This window comes from Pseudoclavibacter sp. RFBA6 (assembly GCF_002931575.1).
Lineage (GTDB): Bacteria > Actinomycetota > Actinomycetes > Actinomycetales > Microbacteriaceae > Pseudoclavibacter > Pseudoclavibacter terrae.
This window is the reverse complement of record NZ_PSUA01000010.1, coordinates 144,099-166,865: the sequence shown is the minus strand read 5'-3', so window position 1 is coordinate 166,865 and position 22,767 is coordinate 144,099. Positions and strand designations below refer to the sequence as shown.

Sequence of the window (22,767 nt, the reverse complement as noted above, 5' to 3'; positions counted from 1 at the left end):
CACCACGCCAGAACCCACGGAGAGGTCCGGATGCGCATCCTCGTCACCGACCCGATCATCGCCCGCTTCGCGGAGCTCCTCACGCAGACCAAGCGCGCGCACGAGTGGAGCCTCGCCGCCGAGCTCGGCCCCGCGGAGCTGGACGACGCGCTCCGCGGGGCCGACATCGTCATCGCCTCCGTGCTCACTCCAGAGCAGGCGGCGTCCCTTCGCCCGGATGCGCTCCTGCACGTCACGGGTGCCGGCGCCGACCGCGTGAGCGTCGATGCGCTCCCGCCGGGCGTGACCATCTGCAACACGGGTCACCACGGGGCGGCGATCGCCGAGCACGTCGTCATGACGGCGCTCATGCTGCGCAGGCGCGCGCTGGAGGCGGATGCGCAGATGCGCGCCGGCAAGTGGCGCACGATCGGCAACGACGCGAGTGTCCCCTTCCATCCAATGCTGCGCGGCACGACGATGGGGCTCCTCGGCCTCGGTGAGATCGGCACGGAGGTCGGGCGCCTCGCGCAGGCCCTCGGCATGCGCCTCACCGCGCTCCGGCAGCGACCGGATGCGCCCAATCCAGCCGGGCTCGACGTCGCCGAGGTCTTCGGCCCCGACCGGATGCTGGACTTCGTGGCGGGGGCGGACGTGCTCGTCGTCTCCATCCCGCTGTCTGATCGCACGCGCGGCACGATCGGCGCCGCGGAGCTCGCTGTCGCGAAGCCGGACCTGGTGCTCATCAACGTGGCGCGCGGCGGAGTCGTCGACGAGGACGCGCTGTTCCACGCGCTTGCTGACGACCGCATCGGCGGTGCAGGCATCGACGTGTGGTGGGGCGCCCCCGACTCGCAGGGCCGCGTTCCCGCATCCGTCGACCGCTTCTCACCCCTCGCCAACACCGTGCTCACGCCCCACCACTCCGGCCACGCACGCCAGGTCTTCGAGCTGCGCGCCGCCGACATCGCGCGCAACATCGACCTGCGGGCGGACGGCCGGCCGCTGGAGCGCGTCATCCGCTAGCCGGCTCCCCGCTCGCCACCCGCAGCCCGGTTACCCCGCCCGGTTACCCGGCCCGGCGCACAGACATGCGAGCGATGCAGGTTCGTTCCTCAACGAACCTGCATCGCTCGCATGTCTGACCCTCCACTGCAGCCAGGGCGCGGGTCTTCGGCCCAGCAATTACAGGTTCGTTCTTCGAGGGGCCAGCAGTTCTCGTGTGCGTGCGCCGCGACCAAGGCAGCCGGTGAGGCGCTGTTCAGCCCAGCAGCTGCACGAGCTGCGTCGCGACGAGCAGCGCGCAGCCGAGCAGGGATGCGCCGAGCGCGAGCCGTTTCGTGCGGGTCTTGTCGAGGTGCGGGGTGATGAAGCGGCTCGCGACGAAGCCGAGCAGGACCACCGGGACCATCCACAGCACGACCGTCCAGGTCTGCGGCGCGACGGCCCCGAACGCGAGCAGCAGCCCGAACGAGATGATCGACCCGACGAGCAGGAACGCCGAGAGAGTGCCGCGCAGCCGAGCCGAGTCGGAGCCCTGCCAGATGATCGCCATGGGCGCCCCGCCGATCGACGTGGTCGTGCCCATGATGCCGGAGGCGGCCCCGGCCACGATCTGCGACCAGCGCGTGACCTTCGGGGCCCAGCCGCGCAGCGAGAAGACCACACCGGTGACGACGGTTGCGACGACGACCCACGAGAGCACGGCGGGCGCCATGACGGTCACGAGCAGCGCCCCCGCGACGCTGCCTGGCACGCGTCCGACGAGCGCCCAGCCGGCGCCTCTGAGATCCAGCGAGTCCTTCTCCGCCACCGTGACGATCGAGGTGAGGAGGATCGACATGATGATCACCGTCGCCGGCAGCAGGGCCGGGTCGATGAGCGCGATGAAGGGAGCCGCGAGCATCCCCATTCCGAAGCCGATGCCCGCTTGCAGGCAGGAGGCCGCGAAGAAGATGACCGCGAGGGCAGCCCAATCGGCCGGAGTCATGATGCGACTCCGGCCGATCGGGCGTTCCCGGTGCGTGGCACCGGAACGTGGTGCTGCGGGAGGATGAGGGTCACACCTCGCCGGCGGGCTCGCGCGTCGGGAGCGACGGGCGGAGCTTCACCTTCGCCGACTTCTGCATGAGCCGCCACTTCTGGTTCGGGTCGGTCGCGATGCGCAGCCAGGAGGCGAGCACGTTCGCGGCGACAGCCGTGATGACGATCGCGAGGCCGGGGAGCACCGAGAGCCACCAGGCCTGCTGCAGGTACTGGCGCCCCTGGGCGACCATGAGCCCCCAGCTGACGTCGGGCGACTGCACGCCGATGCCGAGAAAGCTCAGCGAGGACTCGGCGAGCATGACGTAGCAGAACTCGAGCGTCGCGAGCGTGACCAGTGTGGGCACGACGTTCGGCACGATGTGGCGGAAGATGATGCTGCGTGGCTTCGTGCCGAAGTTGGTGGCCGCGTCCACAAACATCCGCGACCGCAGCTCGGCGGCCTCGGCCCGCGCCGTGCGCAGGTAGATCGGGATGCGGGTCAGCGCCAGCACGGCGACGATGTTCGCGAGGCTCGGGTTGAAGACGTAGAGGATGACGACCGCGAGCAGCAGCGACGGGAAGCTCATGATGATGTCGGCGATGCGCATCGACACCGACTCCCGCCAGCCGCGGAAGTAGCCGGCCCAGACGCCCCAGATGGATCCCACGATGAGGGCCACGAGGACGGCGGGGACGGCGACGCCGAGGGTTGTGCCCGTCGCGATGACGAGGCGCGCGAGCATGCTGCGCCCGAGCGAGTCGCTGCCGAGGATGAACGCCCAGCCGTTGTCGAGGCTGAACGGGGCCACGTTGATGGCCGTGAGGTCCTGCTTGGAGGCGAGCTCTCCCACGAGCAGCGGCCCGAAGACGGCCACGAGGGCGATGAAGGCGAGCACGGCGGCCGCGACCGTCGCGACCTTGTCCTTGAGGAGCAGCGTGAAGAGCGTGGGCCGCTCGGCGACGTTGCGCTCGCGCTTCTCCTTCTGCAGGAGCACGTTCGTCGTCGCGGGCGGCTGCTGTGGGGCGGCGCCCGTGCTCGGGCCACCGGGGGTCTGTGGGTTCTGCGGGTCAGACATGCGCCTTGCCCTTCTCTGCGTCGCTGCTCTCGATGCCCTTGGCGGCGGACTTTCGTGCGGCCGCTCCGGCGGCGTCGCGCTTCGCATCCTTGTCCGTGGGGCGGATGCGCGACTGCTTCGCCACCGGTCGCACCCGCGGGTCGAGGAGCGCGTAGCCGAGGTCGATGAGGATGTTGAGGATGAAGATGGACAGTGCCGTGATCAGCACCGCGGCCTGGAGCACGGCGAAGTCGCGCTGCAGGATGGAGTCGATCATGAGCTTGCCGATGCCAGGCCAGCCGAAGATCGTCTCGACGACCACCGCACCGTTGATGAGGCCGACCGTGAGGTCACCGGCGACGGTCAGTGCGGGAGCCGCGGCGTTGCGCAGCGCGTGCTTGAACACGACGCGCAGCTGACCCGCGCCCTTGCTGCGGGCCACCTTGATGAAGGGCTGCCCGAGCACGCTCACCATGGAGCCTCGGACGATCTGCGTGAGCACGCCGACGGGCCTCAGCATGAGCGTCGCGATCGGCAGGATCCAGGAGAGCCCGCCGCTGTCGACGCCCGAGGTGGGCAGCCAGCCGAGCGTGATCGCGAAGATCCAGATGCCCATGATGGCGAGCCAGAAGTCCGGCACGCTGGCGGCGGCCATCGAGAAGAAGCTCGCGATGCGGTCGGCGACGCCGTTCGGCTTGAGTGCCGCCCAGCTGCCGATGATGATCGCGAGGACGACCGTGAGGAGCATCGTGACGCCGGCGAGCTGCAGCGTGGCCGGGAAGGCCCGCAGCACCATGGCCGCTGCGGGCTCTCCCGTGCGGAGCGACTCGCCGAAGTCGAAGCGCGCCACCCCGGAGAAGTAGTTGACGATCTGCATCCACAGTGGCTGGTCGAGCCCGTTGCGGACCGCGAAGTCCTCTTTCATCTGCTCCGTCGCGTTGAGCGGGAGGTACAGGCTCGCCGGGTTTCCGGTGAGGCGGGCCAGTACGAACACGCCGAGGACGACGGCCACGAGTGGCAGCAGACTGGAGACGATTCTGGTTCTGAGATAAGTCCACATGAGCGGCTGCTTTCTCCAGGGTGGCGGGCGGCCGTCAGGCCGCTGGCTTCACCTCGGCGATGCGCAGCTCGTCGCCGCTCGCCGAGTTCGGCTCGTAGGTGATGCCAGACGCGATGCCGAGGAGGCCCGTCTGGTGCGCGATGTGCGCGAACTGCACGATCTCCTCGTTCTGGTCGGCGAAGATCTGCTCGTAGGCCGTCTGTCGCTCGTCGCCGGAGGTCTTGGCCGCGTCGTCGAGCTTCTGGTCGAACTCGGGGGTGCCGAACGTCGACTGCGCGCCCGTGGAGCTCATGTACTGGTCGACCGTGAACTGGGCGTCACCGGCCTGGTTGCCGTGCTGCACGAGCAGGGCGATGGGGCCCTCGTTCGTGACGAACGGGCGCAGCTGGTACTGGAGGTGCTGCGTCGTGTCGACCATGCGGAGTTCCACGTTGAGGCCGGCCTGGCTGAGCTGCTCCTGCAGCACCTGCGACAGCTCGTTGACCTTGGGGAATTGCGCCGTGCGGGTCACGAGGGTGATCTTCGTGTCGACGGGGACCCCGTCGGCCTTGGCTTCGGCGACGAGCGCCTTCGCCTGGTCGAGGTCGAACTCCCACGGCTCGAGCGAGTCGTTGTGGCCGACGACGCCCTCGGGGATCAGCTGGGATGCGACGACGTCGCCGTTCGGGTAGAGGGAGGCGATGATGCCGTCCTTGTCGATGGCGAAGTTGATCGCCTGACGGACGCGGATGTCATCGAGCGGGGCGATGTCGCCGGAGAAGCGGAGCGCGATCGTCTCGTTGTTCGGGTAGCTGACACCGTTCTCCCCGATGCCGTCGTCCGGGCTGAGGCCCATGGCGATGTCGGCTTCGCCACCGGTGATCATGGCTGCGCGGACGGTGCCCTCACCACGCCACTGGTACTCGACCGACGGGTAGGCGGGAGCGTCTCCCCAGTAGCCGTCGTAAGCGCCGAGGGTGAGCTTCGTGCCGACCTCCCACTGGTCGATCTGGTACGGGCCGGTGCCGATGGGCTCGCGCACCTTGTCGGTGGTGCTGGTCGAGGTGGGGACGATCTCGATGAACGAGAGCTTGAGGGGGAGGATGGGGTCCGGTTCCGGCGTCGTGACGGTGAGGGTCGTCGCGTCGACCGCCGTGACCTCGAGGTCGGACTCGCCGAACACGTAGCCCTCGACGTTGCAGCCGAGGTCGCTGTTCACGGCCCGGTCGATCGAGAAGGCGGCCGCTTCCGCGTCGAAGGGGGTGCCGTCCTGGAAGGTCACGTCGTCGCGGAGGGTGAAGGACCACTCGTTGTCGCTCGTCTGCTCCCACTCGGTGGCGAGCAGCGGGTCGAGGTCGCCCGTCGTTGGGTTGCGCTCGATGAGCGGCTCGGTGATGTTGGAGCGCACGACGACACCGGTCGACGTGAGGTTCGCCTCGCACGGCTCGAGTGTCGGCGGCTCCTGCTGCAGGACAACACGGAGTGCGCTGGCCGCTCCGCCGCCGCCTCCGGAAGCCCCGTCGGAGTTCGCGACGGCGCAGCTGCTGAGGAGCAGCGCGGCGGCACCGACGGCCACCGCCTTGGCGGCGGATGCGAGGGGTCGGCGCGCTGGGGACGGCCTGTTGGATGCGGTGCGCCCGAGCGTCGGGGATGGTTCGTGTGAAGAAGACATCGTTGTTCCTCCGGTGTTGTGAACTCGAGGGCCGAGCCCCGAGTCAGTGGTTCTCCTCGTTGAGACGCCTTCAGCTTGGGCGCGTCGATTCGACTGCGTCAACACGACTGAGCGAGGGAGCCGCGGGGGACGGCGGGAGGCGCGGGGCCGGAGTCAACCCTAGCGACCCGCGCGCCCTAGTGATTACTGGCAAGACCCGCATCAATGCACCGAGTGGATCAATCAATGCAAAGTGCATCTTGGACCAGCATCGGTCGTGCGACCTACGATCCAGGCATGGAATCCCCTCTCGCAACGACGCCAGACGCCGCCCCCACCAGCACTGCCGCGGGCACCGCCGCTCCGCCGGCGACCACCGCCACTCCCACCGTGCTGCGTGTCGGCCCTCTTATGCCGCAGCTCGAGCAGGAGCTCATCGCCGAGTTCGATGCGCCGGTCATCTCCGCGGTCGCGAGCGAGCTCACCGGCGAGCAGGAGGCGCAACTCGCCGATGTGCGCGTCGTCGTCACGGGTGGCCGCTTCGGCGTCTCTCGCGCCCTCATGGAGCGGCTCCCCTCGCTCGAGGCGATCGTGAACTTCGGCGTCGGCTACGACACCACCGACACGAGCGCCGCTCGCGAGCTGGGCATCGCCCTCAGCAACACTCCGGACGTGCTCAACGACTGCGTTGCCGACACCGCCATGTCCCTGCTCCTCGACGTGTACCGCGGCATCAGCACCTCCGACCGCTACGTGCGCGCGGGCTCGTGGAAGGCGTCCGGCAACTTCCCGCTCACCACGAGGTTCACCGGGACGCGCGTCGGCATCGTCGGGCTCGGGCGCATCGGAAGCGCCATCGCCAAGCGCCTGTCGGGCTTCGGCTGCCCCATCAGCTACCACAACCGACGCGAAGTGCCCGGTTCCCCGTTCCGGTACGTCGACTCCCTCGTCGAGCTCGCTCGGAGCAACGACGCGCTGGTCGTGGCAGCCGCCGGCGGCGCGGACTCGCAGAAGCTCATCTCCGCCGAGGTCCTCGAGGCGCTCGGGACCAGCGGCGTGCTCGTGAACATCTCCCGCGGTTCCGTCGTCGACGAGGACGCGCTTGTGTCGGCGCTGCAGGCAGGCACGATCCGGGGCGCAGGTCTCGATGTGTTCGCCGACGAGCCGAACGTCCCAGATGCGCTCATCGGACTCGAGAACGTGGTGCTGCTCCCCCACCTGGGCAGCGGTACGCGGGAGACTCGCGACGACATGCGGCAGCTGGTCGTCGACAATCTCAGGTCGTGGCTCGCACACGGAACGCTCGTGACGCCGGTCGAGCTCTAGAAGCGCAACAAGCTCCGTCTCGGGAGCGCACCAGCAGCTCTCGCCGAGCGAGTGCCGCACCGACATCACGCGAAGGAGCTCACCCGAGCGGGTGAGCTCCTTCGATGTTCAACGCACCGCGACCGGCGCCAGGGCCCTGGGCCCTGCGGTCGGCGCCCAACGAAGCGGGTCAGCGCTTCGCTGGGCACCGGGGGTCAGTATCCGCTCGGCAGCTGGATGCGTCCTTCGACGAGGCGCGGCACGCCCCATTCGTTCGCGTCGCGCAGCGCCTCGGGCAGCAGTGCGTCCGGCACGTCCTGGTAGGCGACGGGGCGCAGGAATCGTTCGATGGCGAGCGCCCCGACCGACGTGGAGCGCGCATCCGACGTCGCCGGGTACGGCCCGCCGTGCACCATCGAGTAGCCGACCTCGACGCCCGTCGGCCAGCCGTTGAAGAGGATGCGGCCGACCTTGCGCTCGAGCACGGGCAGGAGCGCGCGGGCGTCGTCGGTGTCGTCGTCGGTCGCGAGGACCGTCGCGGTGAGCTGGCCTTCGAGCTGCTCGGCGAACTCGCTGAGCTGGTCGGCGTCGTCGTAGCGCAGCACGAGCCCGGCGGCGCCGAAGATCTCGCCCTCGAGCGCCTCGCCGAACGCCTCGACGGCCTCGCTGAAGACGATGGGGGCCGGCGCGTTCGCGTTCGCGTCGCCCTGGCCCCTCGCCACGACGGTCGCCCCGGACGCCTCGCGTTCCGCGACGCCCTCCCGGTAGGCGTCGCCGATGCCGTGCGTGAGCATCGTCTGTCCATTCGCCTGGGCGATGCGCTTGCCGACCTCGCGCAGGAACGCGTCACCCGCGTCGCCGCCCGGCACGAGCACGATGCCGGGGTTCGTGCAGAACTGTCCGGAGCCGAGCGTGAGGGAGCCGACGTAGTCGGCCGCGACCTTCTCTGGGTCGGCCGCGAGGGCGGCCGGAAGCACGAAGACCGGGTTGACGCTGCTCATCTCCGCGTATACGGGAATGGGCTCGGCCCGCTGCTGCGCGATGCGAACGAGCGCGAGCCCACCGGAGCGCGAGCCGGTGAACCCCACGGCCTTGATGCGCGGATCGGCGACGAGCCCCTGTCCGATCACTCGGCCCGAGCCGAACAGCTGCGAGAACACGCCGCTCGGCAGCCCGGACGCCTCGACGGCGCGCGCGATGGCGTGGCCGACGAGCGATGCGGTGCCGAGGTGGCCGCTGTGGGCCTTCACGATGACGGGGCTGCCGGAGGCGAGCGCCGACGCGGTGTCCCCGCCTGCCGTCGAGAAGGCCAGCGGGAAGTTGCTCGCCCCGAAGACCGCGACGGGGCCGAGGGGAATCTTGCGCTGGCGGATGTCGGCGCGGGGCAGCGGGGTCCGATCTGGCAGTGCCTCGTCGATGCGGGCGCCCTGCCAGCCTCCTTCGGCGACGACCTTCGCGAAGAGCCGGAGCTGGCCCGTGGTGCGACCGACCTCACCAGTGAGCCGCGCGACGGGCAGACCCGTCTCCTCGTGCGCGCGGGCGATGATCTCGTCCTTGTCCGCCTCGATCTCTGTCGCGATGCGTTCCAGGAACGCCGCCCGCTCGGCCGGTGACGTCGCACGGTAGACGTCGAACGCGTCGTGCGCGGCCTGCACGGCCAGCTCAAGCTCCTCCGCGGTGTTGCTGCGGAAGGCCGGTTCGAGCACCGCCCCGTCTGCGGCGCGACGGGCGACAAGCTCATCGCCTCCCCCGAGCTCGCTGCTTCCGGCGATGAGCGAATGTGGTGCCAGCGTCATTGCGTGCCTTTCGTCGTGCGTTGGAGCCTCGTGCGGCGACGAGCCTCGTGCGGTACTGAGTCCTTCTTCGAGGCTATGGCCGTCCGCCGACACTGGCGCTTCAGATTCGGCATGACCCGATGCAGTTTCGACATGCTCACGGACTCCGCGCCGTGCGAAGAGACGGGCGCATGCTCGCTGCGCCTCTGGCGCGCGGGCGAAGCGGCACAGGCACCGCCCACCACCCTTGAGCGACCAACCGGTGGGTTTTGCCGTACACTTCAGAGTCGATTCAGGGGGAACGATCCCCCAGGCGAGCCCTGGGTCGTGGGACGAGCATCCTCGTTCCCGAGACCAACGCGCGGTGAGAATCCAGGTTCCAGCCGCCCACCCTCCTAGGAGCATCCAGGACCACCGATGTTGCAATCGCCGACGTCGCCATCGACCGCGACCCGTCGACGGCCAGCCGCCTCACCGCCGAGTTCTTCGGCACCTTCCTGCTCGTGTTCGGCATCATCAGCGCCGCGATCTTCGCCGCCGCGAACGGCGTCGCCGAGACCGGGATCGGCTGGGTCGGCGTGTCGCTCACCGTCGGGATCACCGTCATCGCGGGCGCCTACGCGGTCGGCCACATCTCCGGCGGCCACTTCAATCCGGCCGTCACCGTCGGGGCCGCTGCAGCCGGCCGCTTCGCGTGGAAGGACGTGCCCCTGTAAATCGTCGCGCAGATCCTCGGCGGCATCCTCGCCACGACCGTCGTCTTCCTCATCGCCGCCAACGGCCCGGACGGCTTCCTCGCCGCAGCCCAGGAGGGCGGCTTCGCGTCGAACGGCTACGGCGAGGCATCGCCAGGCGGGTTCGGTCTCGTCGCCGTCATCGTGACCGAGGTCGTCGCGACGGCGCTGTTCATCTCCGTCATCCTCGGTGTCACCGACCGCCGCGCGCCGAGCGGCTTCGCTCCTCTCGCGATCGGCCTCGCGCTGACGCTCTTCCACCTCATGACGATCCCGGTGTCCAACGCCTCACTCAACCCGGCCCGCTCCATCGCCACAGCCATCTTCGGCGGGTCGGTGCCGCTGTCGCAGCTGTGGGTGTTCATCCTCGCCCCCGTCGTGGGCGCCCTCATCGCTGGCTTCGCGTACAAGCCCCTCTTCGAGGGGCTCCGCACGTAGCGGACCTTCGCCTCGGGAGAGACGACCGCGGGGCGGCACCAGTTCATGCTGGTGCCGCCCCGCTCTCGTCCACTCGCCCTTTCAGGCGTCGACGTCAGCGTCAGGCGTCAGGCGTCGACGTCAGCGTCAGCGTCAGCGTCAGCGTCAGCGTCAGGCATCGGTGCCGACGGTGCCCGCCGCGTACTCGGGCAGCTCTCCAGGCTCGCTCTCCCACGCCTCGAGCACGGGCGCCACGATGCGCCACAGCTCCTCTGCGACGTCGCCACGCACCGAGAGCAGCGTGTTCCCGGTGAGGAGGCCAGCGATGACCCGCGCGTACGGGTCGGCGCTGCTGTCGTCTGCCGGGGCGCGGAGCGGGATGCGCGTGGGCGCCGCCCCGTCGCCGGGCGTCAGCACGATCTCCTGCCGCGCCTCGCCGATGGCCTTCGCCGAGCGCAGCACGAACGGCACGCCGCGCCACCTGGGGGTGTCGACCCGCAGCGTGACCTCGGCGAGCGTCTCGGTCGCCCGGTCGGCATCCACGTCTTCTTCATCGGCGTAGGCCGGGAGACGGTTCCCGTCGACCTCCCCCGCCGCGTAGCGGGCGCGGCGGGCCGACACGGGATGCTCGTCCCAGACGCGGGTGGCTCGCAGGACGTCCGCGAGGGCGTCGTCGAGCGCACCGGGCTCCTCTCCCGGCTGCTCCATGGCCGTCAACGCGAGCATGAGCATGAGGTGGCTCTGCAGCATATCCCGCAGCGCCCCCGTGTCGTCGTAGAAGGCGCCCCGACCCTCGATACCGAGGCCCTCCTCGAAGATGATCTCGACGCGGCCTCGCGACTCCGCGTCCCGCGTGTCCCCCGTGCCTTTCGTCGTCGACCCGACGTCGCCAACCGGCACACCACTCGCCTCGATCGGTTCCCGTGACCGGATGAGCTCGACTGCGGCGGGGGTGCCGAGGAAGTGGTCGATGCGCCAGAGGCGATCCTCCGGCACGACGGCGGCGAGCGCCTCGTTGAGCGCCCGCGCGCTTTCCTCGCTCTCACCGAACGGCTTCTCGATCGCGATCCTGAGGTCGTCGGGGAGGTCGAGTTCGGCGAGCGCCGCCGCGACCTTCTCGCCCATGACGGGCGGCAGCGCGACGTAGAGCAGCGGCGGGCTCGGGCACGCTTCGAGCAGCTCACGCAGCTCCTCGGCCGAGGAGGCGTCTGTCGCCACGAACTCCGAGCGCGACACGAGCGAGTCGATCGTGCGCTGCGAGACCCCCGCATCGTCGAGGCTCTGCCTGACGACGTCCCGCCACTCGTCGCGCGTCTGCGGCGTGCGGGCGGCGCCGATGATGTGCAGCTCGACGTCGGGGCTCGCGTCGGCGACCTTGGCGATCCCCGGGAGGAGGAGGCGCTCCGTCAGGTCGCCGCCCGCGCCGAGGATGGCGATCGTCCGCTTGACCTGGCCGCCGATGGCGACCTCTGGAATCTCGGTGCTCGTCTGCATGTGACCTCCGGGTGCTTGCTTCCGCGGTTGGGCTGTTCCGGCGCGAGACTACGCGTTCGCGCCCGAGAATCCGCCGGTCGTGTCAGGCTCGCTCGCGGGCACGACGGAGTACTCGAACTCGCCCACGTAGCGGAACACGTCGCCGATGATCGGCGACCGCAGGCGCACGTCGACGCACTGGCGCCCGCTGCCGTCGGGATGCGCCCGTTCGTCGAGCGTCATCGTGACGACGCCCGGTAGCGGCACGCGAAGCACCGCGCCGCGCCGCACGATGCTCCTGGAGTTCACGCTCCCGGCGGGCACAGCTGCGGCGCGCGCGACCACAGCGGGCACGTCCCGGGCAGGCACGTCTGCGCCAGCGACGTCCTCGAGCGGCGCGATCTTCGCACGCGCCGGCCACAGCGATCTGGGGGCGACCGGGACCCGCATCCGCAGCCACAGGCGCGTCGAGCGCATCCGCAGGGCGCCCTCGTGCACGCGGACTTCGAGCTCGACCTCGAGCCCCCTTCGGCGCCCGAGCCGGTCGACGAGCCGCGGCTTGCCGCCCGCTCCGGGGACGACCCTCATGGTGTCCTCCATGACGCGGGTGACGCGCGGGAACGTGAACTCGCGCCTGGCGGAGAGCGCGCCGTCACCCTCCGGCCGGTTGCGGATGGCGAAGGGCACGTTGCGGCCGCGCTCGGGGAACAGGACATGCCGAAAGGCGAGCCAGGCGAGGACAGGCCGCAGCATCGAGCGACGGCCTCCCGCCCACGAGTAGACCCCACTGCCCCGTCCCTCGTGCCCCGCGGGGATGGGGCCGAAGTAGCGGCGCAGCTGCGGATGGAGGAGTTCGATCTGCGGCCCGAGGATCTGCTCGTAGACCGACTGCTGCGGCTTGGCGTCGTTCTCGTCGGCCGCGCTGCGCCCGGACAGGGGTGCGCTGCGCCCGGACAGGGGTGCGCTGCGTCCGGACAGGGAGGGCCGCATCAGGCGCGCACCTCCCCCGCGAGCGCGAGCAGCTCCCGCAGCGGGGCCCGAACGACGGGGATTCGCGTGAGCGGCAGCGTCATGCGCAGCAGGTTGAGGGCACGGTCGAGGATGCGGTGCGTGCGCTCGCGCCCCGGTGACGAGTCGTAGACCCAGAGGAGCGCCAGCAGCAGGTGGCTCAGCACCAGCACCTGCGGGAGGCCCGCTTTGAACTCGTCGGCGAGCGGCGACTTGGCGCCGTCGACGGCGCGCTCGAAGAGTCCACGGATCACCGCGAGCGCGGGCGCGGACTCCTCGGAGAGCGGGTTGATGGGCGAGCGGGGCGAGACCGCGGCGGCGAGGAACTCCGGTGCGTGCGGATGGTAGGGCTCGAGCTGCTCCAGGCCGGTGCGGTAGACGATCGCGAGCCGTTCGGTGAGCTCGCGAACGCCCTCCAGCTGCCCGATCGCAGTGTCTGCGTGCGATTCCTGCACGTCGAGGTACAGCTCCTGCACGAGGTGGTTCTTGGTCGCGAAGTGGTAGTTGGTGGTGCCGACCGACACGCCGGCCTCTTCGGCGATGCGACGAATGGTCGTCGCGTCGTAGCCGCGCTCGCGGAAGGAGCGGAGAGCGACGTCACGGATGAGCGCTCGGGTCCGCTCCCGCTTGGTGGATGGCAGCAATGGTCCTCGCTCTCCTCGGGGTGCCTCGGCGACGGGGCCGTCCGAGTCTTCGCTGTGGCCACCGGACTTAAAACTGAACATGTTCAGAAAGTACTACACTCGGCCTCATGGAACAGCACAACCACGCCGGCCGCGGGCAAGAGCGACCGCACTCGCGCCGCGTCGTCATCGCCGGGGCGAGCGGATTCGTCGGCCGAGCGCTTGCATCCGATTTCGAGGGCGAAGGCTGGGAGGTCGTCCGCATCGGCAGGCGCGAGGCCGTCCGATGGGGTGATGCAGACGCCATCCAGGACGCCATGGACGGTGCCGAAGTGCTCATCAACCTCGCCGGCAAATCCGTCAACTGCCGGTACGACGACGCGAACCGGAACGAGATCCTGCGCTCCCGCGTGGAGACGACAGCCGAGCTGCGGCGCGCGGTCGCAGCCGTGCCGAACCCGCCGCGAGTGTGGTTCAACGCCTCAACCGCAACCATCTACCGCCACACGACCGACCGGCCGAACACGGAGTCCGATGGCGAGCTCGGGCAGGGCTTCTCCGTCGACGTGGCCCGCAACTGGGAACGTGCGTTCTTCGAGGGCACCCTCCCGAAGACGCGTCGCGTCGCGCTGCGCATGGCCATCGTGCTCGGCGACGGCCCAGCCGCGAGCACCCTCTTCACGTTGGCGCGCCTGGGCCTCGGCGGCCCGAACATCGACGGCTGGGCCCCGAACCACCGGCGCTACCGCGGCATCGGTCCCGCACCGAGCGGCGACGGGCGCGCCCCGCAGTACCGGACGCGGGGCCGCCAGAAGTTCAGCTGGGTGCACGTCGACGACGTGATCGGCGCCGTCAGGTTCCTGATCGAGCGGGACGACCTCGACGGTGCCATCAACGTGAGCAGCCCCAACCCGAGCGACAATCGAACGCTCATGGCGAGCATCCGCGGCGTCGTGCGTGCCCCGTTCGGGCTGCCGTCCTGGCGGTGGATGCTCGAGCCCGCGATGGCCGTGCTGCGCACCGAGCCCGAGCTCATCTTGAAGAGCAGGTGGGTCACACCGCAGCGGCTCACGCAGGCCGGTTACCACTTCGCGCACCCGGAACTCAACCCCGCACTGCGCCAGGTCGCGCGGGAGCTAAGATGACTCGCCCCCACCCACCTCGGCAGGTTCGGAGACCTCTCCCCTCGATGACGCACGCCCCCGCACGCCTCACGCACTACGCAGACTTCTTCACGTCGGGAGGCACCCCGGACCCTGCGGGCGACGACCGACCCATCGGCCTCACGATCGGCAACTGCCAGGCGGAGTCGCTGCGCCTCGCCCTCGGCGACGACGTGCGCTTCATCCGCACACCGCCCGTGCACGAGCTCGAGCCGGCCGACCTGCCGCACCTGGAGGCGTGGCTTGTCCGCGCCAGCTTCCTGGTCACGCAGCCCGTGCGCGACGACTACCGTGGGCTGCCCGTCGGCACGAAGCAGCTCACCACCCGACTGCGGGCTGGCGCACGCACCGCCCTGTTCCCCGTGATCAGGTTCGCGGGGCTGTACCCGTTCCAGGCGATCGTCCGGCCACCGTCCGACACCTCGCTCGTCCCTCCCCTGGTCCCTTACCACGACCTCCGCACGCTCGCAGAGGCCGCCGGTCTGGATGCGCTGCCCCAGTCGCCGTCGCGCACCGCGATCACGACGGTCGGCGCCGAGTCGATCGCGCAGCTGCGGGAACGCGAGGACCGACACGGCACCGTGCGCGTCTCCGAGCTCTTCGCCCGCCCGTCGTTCGCGCAGGCTCGGACGATCAACCACCCGGGAAACCCCATCTGGCTCGCGACCGCGGAGCGCGTCCGCGACCGCCTCGGCCTCCCGGAGCGGGAGCTGACGCTCGATCGCGAGATCCTCAACTCGATGCACGCGCCGCGCGAGGAGGCGGTCATCGACGCCTGGGGCCTCGACGCGGAGCCGACCGAGACGTGGACACGCGACGGCGAGCCGATCGACACCGAACGCATCCGGGCCGCGCACCTCGAGTGGTACGCCGAGCATCCCGACGCCGTCGCCGCCGGATTCGCGAGACACGGTGCGACGATCGAGACGTTGAGGGCCGCGTGAACGCCCCTCCGCTCCTGCTGCACCGCGACGACGAGACCCACGGTGTGGACCAGTACGCTCGCGCCGTCGCGACGGCCGTCGCGAAGCTCGACTCAGCCGTGACCTACCGCAGCGCGCACGGACTCGTCTCGTCGCAGCTCGCGCACGTCCACTTCACCGACCGCCTCTGGGGCAGCACGCCCGAGCGGGCGGCCGAGCGGTTCGAGCGTCTCGCCGCGCGGGGACCCGTCAGCGTCACGCTCCATGACGTCCCGCAGGCTTCTGACGGAGCGAAGGGCTTCGCCCGCCGCACCGAGTGCTATCGCCGAGTCGTCGCGGCAGCAGCCGGCACCGTCGTCAACAGCACGCACGAGCAGCGCCTGCTCGAGGTCGCCCTCGGCAGCCGCGTGCAGGTGCACGTCGTCCCGCTCCCCGCGCAGCCTCCCCAGCCGCGGCCCGACGGGTGGCTCCCCACCGACGAGGTCGCCGTGCTCGGCTTCTACTACCCGGGCAAGGGGCACCTCGAGGTCGTCAACGCGGTCGCGTCCATTCCGAGCGAGCGGCGGCCGCGCGTCGTCGCGCTGGGATGCGCGTCCGCGGGGCACGAGCAGGAGCTCGCGGATCTGGAGCGGTACGCGCGCGGGCTTGGCGTGGAGTTCTCGAGCACCGGCTTCCTCTCACCCGAGGAGCGCCTCGAGCGCAGCCGCAGCGTGGCCGTCCCTATCATCGCCCACCAGCACGTCTCAGCCTCCGGTTCCCTCACCGACTGGCTCTCCGCGGGCCGCAGGCCGTTGACCGTGGACTCCGACTACTTCCGTGAGATGGACGCCATCCGGCCAGAGACCATGCATCTCGTTCGGTCCGGTGAGCTCGCGGCGGCGCTGCAGCTCGCGCTCCTGCGGCCCGAGTCGACGTGGCTCGACGACGGGACGTCGACCTCCCCGAGCATCGACGAGATCGCCCGCGCCTACCTCAGCTGGTGGGCGGCGCTGTGACCCTCAGTGCCCCGAGGCTCCCGCCGTTCGGACGCACGGTTCCGGGCAACCGGTGGGATCTGGTCGACGCTCAGAGCGAGACCACAACCGCGACGCCGCGGTCGGTGTCGGTCATCGTCGCGCATTTCGAGCAGCAGGCCGAGCTCGACCGCACGATCGCGGCGCTCGCCAGGCAGACGCATCCGGCACCGCTCATGGAGGTCATCGTCGTCGATGACGGCTCCCTCGTGCCCCCGACGGTCCCGGCCGGCGTCCGCGTGCTGGCCCAGGAGAACCTCGGGTTCCGGGCCGGGTCCGCCCGCAACCTGGGTGCGAGGGCCGCGACGGGCGACATCCTGTGCTTCCTGGACGCCGACACGTCCCCGGCACCCGACTACGTGGCACGCATGGCGGCGCTTCCCTCGCTGCTGCCGGAAGCGGTCGTCGCGGGTCACCGCAGGCACGCCGACTTCACCGGCGTGGATACGGATGCGCCCGTCGAGACCGCGGGACCGGCGCGGGAGCTCCCCGAGCCCAGCTGGCTGGCTTCCGCCTACCGCGCGTCGAGGAACCTGCTCGACGCTGACGACCGCTCCTATCGGTTCGTCATCGGGGCCGTCTTCTCGTGCACCAGGTGGTTCTTCGACGAGACCGGCGGCTTCGACGAGGACTTCCTGGGCTACGGCGGTGAGGACTGGGATTGGGCGAGTCGCGCCTGGCTGGCCGGTGCCGTGCTGGCATACGAGCCCCTCGCCGTGGCCTGGCACGACGGTCCGGACTGGGCGGGCAGGAGCTCGGCAGACGCTCGACGGCAGGAGCAGAAGAACCGAGAGACGATGCTGCTGGCGCAGAAGATCGGCGTGGCCGGCTCGCGCCCGCGTGCCCTGCACGGCGCGGCCCACGACGTCGTCGTCGTGCTGGGTGCGGCGCCGAGCGACGGCGCGGCCTTCGTGTGCGTCGACACCCTCCTCGAGCAGCTGCCGCACGCGAGCGTCGTCGTCCCGGCCGGGACGCATCCCCTGTTCGCGGCGGACCCGAGAGTGCTGTCTGCCGCGGGGCCGACGCCGCGGGGCCGCGTCCGCATCGACCTCGACACCGCCGTGCACTTCGATGGCCGTGCTGAGGCTGTGCCAGGCGCAGGGACAGCCCCGCTCGCATCGACGGCCCTCCAGGACGCTGCGGCCAGCGTCGGCAGCTCCGAGCTGGGCGCCGTGCGCATCGGCGAGCACGTCCTCGTGCGGTCCGAACGCGCGCTGCGCCGAGAGGAACGCTGGGGCGAGTCAGCGGGCTGGCGCACCGAGCAGGTGACGGACGACGCGATTCGACCGCTCCCCGGCGACGTCAGCGTGGCAGCCCACCTCGGCGGGTGGCTTTCGCTCGACTGAGCGGGGGCGACGTCTCGACCGCCTCATACGACCGCACCCCATGTGGAGGGGGCGGAATTCGCGATTGTAGGGAAAAATGGGGAGGTCGCCCTCACCACGGGCGTCGCTCGTTGCGGCTTCGCGCATCCGGAGCGCCCCGACCGAAGCCGCCAGGAGGCCGCCGTATGCCAGCAGCAATGCCAGCAGCCGCTCAGACGACGGGGCCGCGCCGCCTCATCGTGCAGACCGCGCTGAGCGTGAAGTGCTGGCTGGCGCCCGCGACCACCCTGTTCGTCTCGCACCAGCTGTGCGAGGTGGCGGTGCCGGTCGTGGTCGGGCTCGTCATCGACCGCGGCATCGTCGACCGCGACCTCCCGCAGCTCGCGGTCTGGGCCGCGGTGCTCGTCGGCGTGTTCGTGCTCCTCGCCTGGTCGTACCGGGCCGGCGTGTACTTCCTCGTCAACGGCATCCAGCGCGCCCACCACGAGCTGCGCATGCGCGTGAGCGAGCGCTCCCTCGACCCGCGCGGCTTCGGCGACCGGCAGCGGCCCACCGGCGAGCTGCTCGGCATCGGCGGCTCGGATGTGCAGCGCGTCGCGTTCGGCGGGCTCCTCTTCGTGCACCCGGTCGCCGAGCTGGCGGCGGTCGTGGCCGCCGGTGCAGTGCTGATCAGCATCGCCTGGCCGCTCGGGCTCGCCGTGATCCTCGGCGGGCCCGTGTTCCTGCTGCTCCTCGACCGCTTCGGCAGGCACCTCCGCTCGAGGGCAGAGCACCAGCAGCGGCTCACCGCAGACTCCGCGTCGCTGGCGGCGAACGCCATCGCCGGCTTCCGCACGCTCACCGCCCTCGGGGCCACGGGCCGCGCCTCCCGCACGTACGCGGACGCCAGCGAGCGCGCCCGAGTCGCCGCGATCGCGACGCGCAGAGCCGAGGCATGGTTCGTCGCCGTCTCGAGCACGGCGACCGGCATCTTCGTCGTCGCGATCGGCGTCATCGCCGCGTTCCTCGCCTTCCAGGGCGCCATCACCGTCGGTCAGCTGATCACCGTGGTCGGCGTCGTGCAGGTCGTCATGGGCCCGATGGAAGCGCTCGCCGTGAACGTCGGCGCCGTCTGGGCGCGGGCGGGCGCCTCCGCGAAGCGCGTGCTGTCGCTGCTGGAGGCGCCGCACGCGCGCGACACCCGAGCCGGCGAGCAGGCAGGACCCGCAGCGACCGTCCCGCCCGCGCTCGCGGTTGCCGGGCTCACCGGGACCCACCTCCGCGGGCTCGACTTCGCGGTCGAGCGGGGCGAGATCGTCGGCGTCGTCGCGGAAGCCCACGACGCGGCCGAGCTGGTCGAGCTGCTGGGCGGGCGCATCCACCCGCCACGCGGCACCGTCAAGGTCGACGGCCTCCCGCTCGACGAGGTCGACGCCGACCGCCTGCACGAGCTCGTGACGGCCGCCCCGCATGCGGCGCACACCGTGCCTGGCACGGTCGCGTCCAACGTCGTCGGCATCGGGCGCGCAGCCAGCTCCCCAGGCGACGCCCTCGCGGCGGCTGCCTTCGACGACGTGCTCGAACAGCTCCCCCAGGGCATCCGCACCCCGCTCGGCGGCGCCGGCCGCACGCTCTCCGGCGGGCAGCGGCAGCGCCTGGCTCTCGCCAGGGCCCTCGCCGCCCCGGCACCCGTGCTGGTGCTCCACGAGCCCACCGGCGCGATCGACGCCGTCACCGAGCAGCACATCGGCGAGCGCATGCGCACAGCGACGGCAGGCAGAGCGACCGTGGTCGTCTGCTCCAACCCGCAGCTGCTGGTGCGGGCCGACCGGGTGCTCGTGCTCCGCGACGGGATGCTCGCCGCGGAAGGCACCCACGACGAGCTGCTCGCGACGCACCCCGAGTACGCGGAGGCCATCGCATGAGCGGCACCACTTCTGGCCTGCAGGCCGAGACCCAGCCCGTCACACCCGGGCTCCCCATCGCAACGGGAAAGCGGTCCGCGCGCCTTGCCTGGCACCTCCTGACGCTGCGCCCCTGGATGCTCGTGCTCGCGATCGTGCTGCTCGCCGCGGCCGCGGCGGCCGCCCTGCTGGTCCCGGCGGGGCTCGGGCGTCTCGTCGACGCGGCCACGGGCGTCGACCGGAGCCTCGTCGAGGTCGCCCTCATGCTGCTCGCCGGCGTCGCTGGCAGCGCGGCGCTCGGAGCGCTGGGTTCGATGGCGCTCGCGGCAGTCCTCGAGACGGCGCTCGCACGGCTCCGTGAGGACTTCGTGGCGGCGTCGCTCGCACTCCCCGCCGTGCTCGTCGACGAGGTCGCCGACGGCGAGCTCGTCTCGAGGGCAACCGACGACGTCGACACGGTCGGCGAGGTCACGACGGGCGCCGTGCCCGCGGTCGTGTCCGCCAGCCTGGCGGTCCTCGCGACGGGCGTCGGACTCGCCGTACTGAACCCGTTCTTCCTGCTCGCCATGCTCACGGTCGTTCCGGTGCACGCGTTCGCGCTCTGGCGCTACCTGCGGAAGGCTCCCCGCCTCTACGCCGCGGAACGCGTCGCCATCGCGTCGCGGTCCCGCGAGATGGTCTCCGCCATCCAGGCACTCCCGACCGTGCACGCCTACGGCTGGGGCGGGGCTATCACGGAGCGCATCCGCACCCGTTCCTGGAACGTGCTCAGGTGGGCGCTGCGCACCCGCATCGTGCAGAGCCGGTTCGGGTTCCGCATGAACATGGCGGAGGCGGTGGGCCTGACGTCCGTGCTCCTCGTCGGGGCGTGGCTCGCGTTCACCGGTGCCGCCACGATCGGCGAGGTCACGACGGCGGCCCTGCTCTTCCAGGCCCTCTTCGGCCCCTTCATCTCGCTGCTCATGCTCGTCGACGACCTGCAGTCGGCCAGCGCCTCCCTCGCTCGCGTCGCGGGTGTCATCCAGCTCGCGCCGGTGCCACCGGACGAGCAGCCGCGTGTGCGCGTGGCCCTCGGCGAGAGCCTCGCGAACGCGGGCGCGGCGATCGCAGGCGCCGCCGCTGGCGACCCGCCGGCGCCGGAGATCACCCTCGAGTCCGTGGAGGCCGCCTACCCAGGTCGCCCTCCCGTGCTGTGGATCGGCGAGCTGCACATCCCCGCCGGTCAGCGGGTCGCCGTGGTCGGTTCGTCCGGCGCCGGCAAGAGCACCCTCGCCCGGGTGCTCCTGGGCCTCCTCGAGGTTCGCACTGGGCACGTCGACGTCGGCGGCCTCGACCCCGCCGAGATGAGCGAACTCGAACGCGCGAGCCGCATCGTCATGGTGAGCCAGGACGTGCACGTCTTCTCGGGCACCCTCCGGCACAACCTGCTCATCGCGAGGGAGTCGGCGAGCGACGACGAGCTGCGGGATGCGCTCGAGTCGGTCGCGGGCCCCCGCTGGCGGCACACCTTCACGGATGGCCTCGACACGATGGTCGGCGAGGGCAACGCAGAGGTGAGCGCGACGGATGCGCACCGCCTCGCCCTCGCGCGTGCGCTCGTGACGCGGGCGCCGATCGTGATCCTCGACGAGGCGACAGCGGACGCCGACACCGCCGACGCTCGCACACTCGAGGCCGCCGCGCGGCGGGCGCTCGCCGGGCGCACCGTCGTCACGATCGCGCACCACCTGTCGCAGGCGAGCAGCGCCGAGCGGGTGCTCGTCATGGAGCACGGCCGCGTCGTCGAAGATGGAACGCACGACGAGCTGCTCGAGATCGAGGGACCGTACCGCGAGCTATGGGCTGCCTGGACCTTGCACCGCGCACCAGCAGTGGATCCCAGCGAGGGGCGCCACTGAGCGCGGTCCCGGCAATCGCAGGGGCCTGATCGCCCGCCGTGCTCGATCAGAGCGGCCCGAGCACGACCGCCGGGTCCGCGTCGAGGGCCAGTGTCTCCAGCACGTCGAGCAGCTGACGCTCCTCGTAGCGGAAATGCGACTCCATGATCGCCGCGATGCCCTCCAGGTGCCGGTCGAGCTGGCTTGCAGGCTCCCCCGCATCCACGGACGCCTGGAGGCTGGAGAGGAGGTGCGCGATCATCGAGTGGTCCTGCTGCAGTCGGGCGAGTGTGTCGCGCAGCTCGGGATGCGCCGCGGCGATCGCGGGGAACAGCTCGCGGTCCTCGCCGCGGTGATGACCATCGAGCGCGGTGCAGAACCCGTGGCAGTAGAGCAGCAGGTCGCGGGCGGCTGGCCCGGCCGGGTCGCCGCGCTTCACCGCCTCGTGCGTGACGGCGAGAGCCTTGCGCAGACGCGCGTGGACCGCCCTCAGCTCGCTGCTCCACGCAACGAGCCGCTCCTTCTCCTGTGCACTCATCTCATCGCCTCGGTCACCAAGATAGCCATCGCAGGCGAAGTACGCTCGAGGGCATGCGCGCCGCCGACACCAAGACCCTCAGCGATCGCTGGAACTCCCAGGAACTCTCCTCGCTGCGAACCCAGCTCTCGCGGCTCTCCGAGGTGGTTCCGGGGCCCCACCGCATCATGCCGAGCTGGCACGACCCGGCATCCGCGGCGACCGACCTCCGAGGGCTGCAGGCCGGCAGCCTCGGCGTCAGCATCACCCACCTCGAGCTCACCGAGGTCGACGCGAGCGGCCTCACGGGTGGACTCACCATCAGGGACAGCACGCTCACGCACGTCCGCTTCGAGCGCGCGAAGGTCACGGCGCACGCACGACTCGAAGGCGCCCTCCGCGCCTGCACCTTCACGGGGGCGAACATCCCGCAGGCGTCCATCGGCCCCGAAGTCTCCGACTGCTCCTTCGCCGACGCGAAGCTGCGACGCCTCCGCACGGTGCCAGGAACTGTCTTCTCGAACTGCAGCTTCGACGGCGCGGAGCTGTCAGGCGCCGAGTTCACCAACACCCGGTTCATCGACTGCAGCTTCACCGGCGCGAAGTTCAATGCCGCCACCACGTTCCGCGGATGCACGTTCGCGGGCGTGGTTCCGACGTTCGGCAAGGCGAGCGAGACGGGCACCAAAATCGAGTCGCTCGGCTGAGCCTCCTAGTCGCCGCAGTGCCGCAACGCCGCAACGATCTCTGCCGAGCTGCCGAGCTGCCGAGCTGCCGAGTTGCCGAGTTGCCGAGCCAGTCGTGCGCCGCGGTGAACCACGCCCGGCGCACGAGGCGCCACCGCGAGTCATAGGAAAGTCATACGGTCTCCGCGCTCCTGACGCGCCGCTCACCGGGCTGGGCGCATCGTGCGCACGAAGACCGGCAATTCCCCGTGGAATCGAGTGAACCCCGGCTCTCAGGCCGAACTCATCGCGCGGAG

Annotated in this window: 18 protein-coding genes and 1 pseudogene; 10 read left to right on the top strand and 9 right to left on the bottom strand. The window is 70.9% G+C overall.

Translation table 11 applies throughout. From position 1 onward, the window contains the following. Positions 1-30 precede the first annotated feature (30 nt). Positions 31-1,005: a 2-hydroxyacid dehydrogenase gene (locus tag C5C17_RS07030; protein WP_104252667.1), complete on the top strand. Its 975-nt coding sequence runs from the start codon at positions 31-33 to the stop codon at positions 1,003-1,005. 235 nt (positions 1,006-1,240) lie between these two features. Here the strand turns inward: C5C17_RS07030 and C5C17_RS07025 are convergent, their stop codons facing one another. From C5C17_RS07025 to C5C17_RS07010, 4 genes are all read right to left on the bottom strand, one after another. Then, complete coding sequence (locus tag C5C17_RS07025; RefSeq protein WP_104252666.1) at positions 1,241-1,969, bottom strand: sulfite exporter TauE/SafE family protein; 729 nt, start codon at positions 1,967-1,969, stop codon at positions 1,241-1,243. Between the two features lie 70 nt (positions 1,970-2,039). Beyond that, positions 2,040-3,080, bottom strand: coding sequence for an ABC transporter permease (locus C5C17_RS07020; RefSeq protein WP_104252665.1), 1,041 nt, complete (start codon positions 3,078-3,080; stop codon positions 2,040-2,042). Beyond that, positions 3,073-4,119, bottom strand: coding sequence for an ABC transporter permease (locus tag C5C17_RS07015; RefSeq protein ID WP_104252664.1), 1,047 nt, complete (start codon positions 4,117-4,119; stop codon positions 3,073-3,075). The genes C5C17_RS07020 and C5C17_RS07015 overlap by 8 nt, the downstream gene beginning before the upstream one ends. A 34-nt stretch (positions 4,120-4,153) precedes the next feature. After that, positions 4,154-5,770: an ABC transporter substrate-binding protein gene (locus C5C17_RS07010; RefSeq protein WP_104252663.1), complete on the bottom strand. Its 1,617-nt coding sequence runs from the start codon at positions 5,768-5,770 to the stop codon at positions 4,154-4,156. Positions 5,771-6,046: 276 nt separating this feature from the next. On the opposite strand from C5C17_RS07010, the gene C5C17_RS07005 reads away from it, so the two are divergent. After that, on the top strand, positions 6,047-7,075 hold the full coding sequence (locus tag C5C17_RS07005) for a 2-hydroxyacid dehydrogenase (protein WP_104252662.1): 1,029 nt from the start codon (positions 6,047-6,049) through the stop codon (positions 7,073-7,075). A gap of 194 nt (positions 7,076-7,269) precedes the next feature. Here the strand turns inward: C5C17_RS07005 and C5C17_RS07000 are convergent, their stop codons facing one another. Beyond that, positions 7,270-8,850, bottom strand: a complete 1,581-nt coding sequence (locus C5C17_RS07000; RefSeq protein WP_104252661.1) for an aldehyde dehydrogenase (NADP(+)) — start codon at positions 8,848-8,850, stop codon at positions 7,270-7,272. Between the two features lie 404 nt (positions 8,851-9,254). Here C5C17_RS07000 and aqpZ point away from each other — a divergent pair. Beyond that, a pseudogene (gene aqpZ, locus C5C17_RS06995) lies at positions 9,255-10,001 on the top strand (aquaporin Z). Positions 10,002-10,151: 150 nt separating this feature from the next. Here aqpZ and C5C17_RS06990 read toward each other — a convergent pair. From C5C17_RS06990 to C5C17_RS06980, 3 genes are read right to left on the bottom strand one after another with little or no spacing between them, the layout of a single operon-like run. Further along, entirely contained in the window at positions 10,152-11,474 is a 1,323-nt protein-coding gene (locus C5C17_RS06990) for a glucose-6-phosphate dehydrogenase (RefSeq protein WP_104252660.1), read from the bottom strand. Between the two features lie 48 nt (positions 11,475-11,522). Beyond that, positions 11,523-12,443 carry a DUF4166 domain-containing protein gene (locus C5C17_RS06985; RefSeq protein WP_104252659.1) on the bottom strand — a complete coding sequence of 307 codons (921 nt, stop codon included), beginning with the start codon at positions 12,441-12,443 and terminating at the stop codon, positions 11,523-11,525. Beyond that, complete coding sequence (locus C5C17_RS06980) at positions 12,443-13,186, bottom strand: TetR/AcrR family transcriptional regulator (protein WP_104252658.1); 744 nt, start codon at positions 13,184-13,186, stop codon at positions 12,443-12,445. The genes C5C17_RS06985 and C5C17_RS06980 overlap by 1 nt, the downstream gene beginning before the upstream one ends. Before the next feature lie 26 nt (positions 13,187-13,212). Here C5C17_RS06980 and C5C17_RS06975 point away from each other — a divergent pair, with 26 nt between their 5' ends. From C5C17_RS06975 to C5C17_RS06950, 6 genes are all read left to right on the top strand, one after another. Then, complete coding sequence (locus C5C17_RS06975) at positions 13,213-14,229, top strand: epimerase (protein ID WP_104252657.1); 1,017 nt, start codon at positions 13,213-13,215, stop codon at positions 14,227-14,229. A 44-nt stretch (positions 14,230-14,273) separates the two neighbouring features. Further along, positions 14,274-15,191: a WcbI family polysaccharide biosynthesis putative acetyltransferase gene (locus tag C5C17_RS06970; protein ID WP_104252656.1), complete on the top strand. Its 918-nt coding sequence runs from the start codon at positions 14,274-14,276 to the stop codon at positions 15,189-15,191. Continuing rightward, positions 15,188-16,165 (top strand): hypothetical protein, encoded by a 978-nt coding sequence (locus tag C5C17_RS06965; RefSeq protein ID WP_104252655.1) that lies wholly within the window; start codon positions 15,188-15,190, stop codon positions 16,163-16,165. Before C5C17_RS06970 ends, C5C17_RS06965 begins: the two co-directional genes overlap by 4 nt. Next, on the top strand, positions 16,162-17,529 hold the full coding sequence (locus tag C5C17_RS06960) for a glycosyltransferase family 2 protein (protein WP_104252947.1): 1,368 nt from the start codon (positions 16,162-16,164) through the stop codon (positions 17,527-17,529). Before C5C17_RS06965 ends, C5C17_RS06960 begins: the two co-directional genes overlap by 4 nt. A gap of 164 nt (positions 17,530-17,693) precedes the next feature. After that, positions 17,694-19,412 (top strand): ABC transporter ATP-binding protein, encoded by a 1,719-nt coding sequence (locus tag C5C17_RS06955; protein ID WP_104252654.1) that lies wholly within the window; start codon positions 17,694-17,696, stop codon positions 19,410-19,412. Further along, positions 19,409-21,289 carry an ABC transporter ATP-binding protein gene (locus C5C17_RS06950; RefSeq protein WP_104252653.1) on the top strand — a complete coding sequence of 627 codons (1,881 nt, stop codon included), beginning with the start codon at positions 19,409-19,411 and terminating at the stop codon, positions 21,287-21,289. Before C5C17_RS06955 ends, C5C17_RS06950 begins: the two co-directional genes overlap by 4 nt. Before the next feature lie 46 nt (positions 21,290-21,335). On the opposite strand, the gene C5C17_RS06945 is transcribed toward C5C17_RS06950, so the two are convergent. Beyond that, complete coding sequence (locus C5C17_RS06945; protein WP_104252652.1) at positions 21,336-21,806, bottom strand: hemerythrin domain-containing protein; 471 nt, start codon at positions 21,804-21,806, stop codon at positions 21,336-21,338. 53 nt (positions 21,807-21,859) lie between these two features. Between C5C17_RS06945 and C5C17_RS06940 the strand changes: the two genes are divergently transcribed. Next, positions 21,860-22,492, top strand: coding sequence for a pentapeptide repeat-containing protein (locus C5C17_RS06940; RefSeq protein WP_104252651.1), 633 nt, complete (start codon positions 21,860-21,862; stop codon positions 22,490-22,492). The last annotated feature ends 275 nt before the right edge of the window (positions 22,493-22,767 follow it).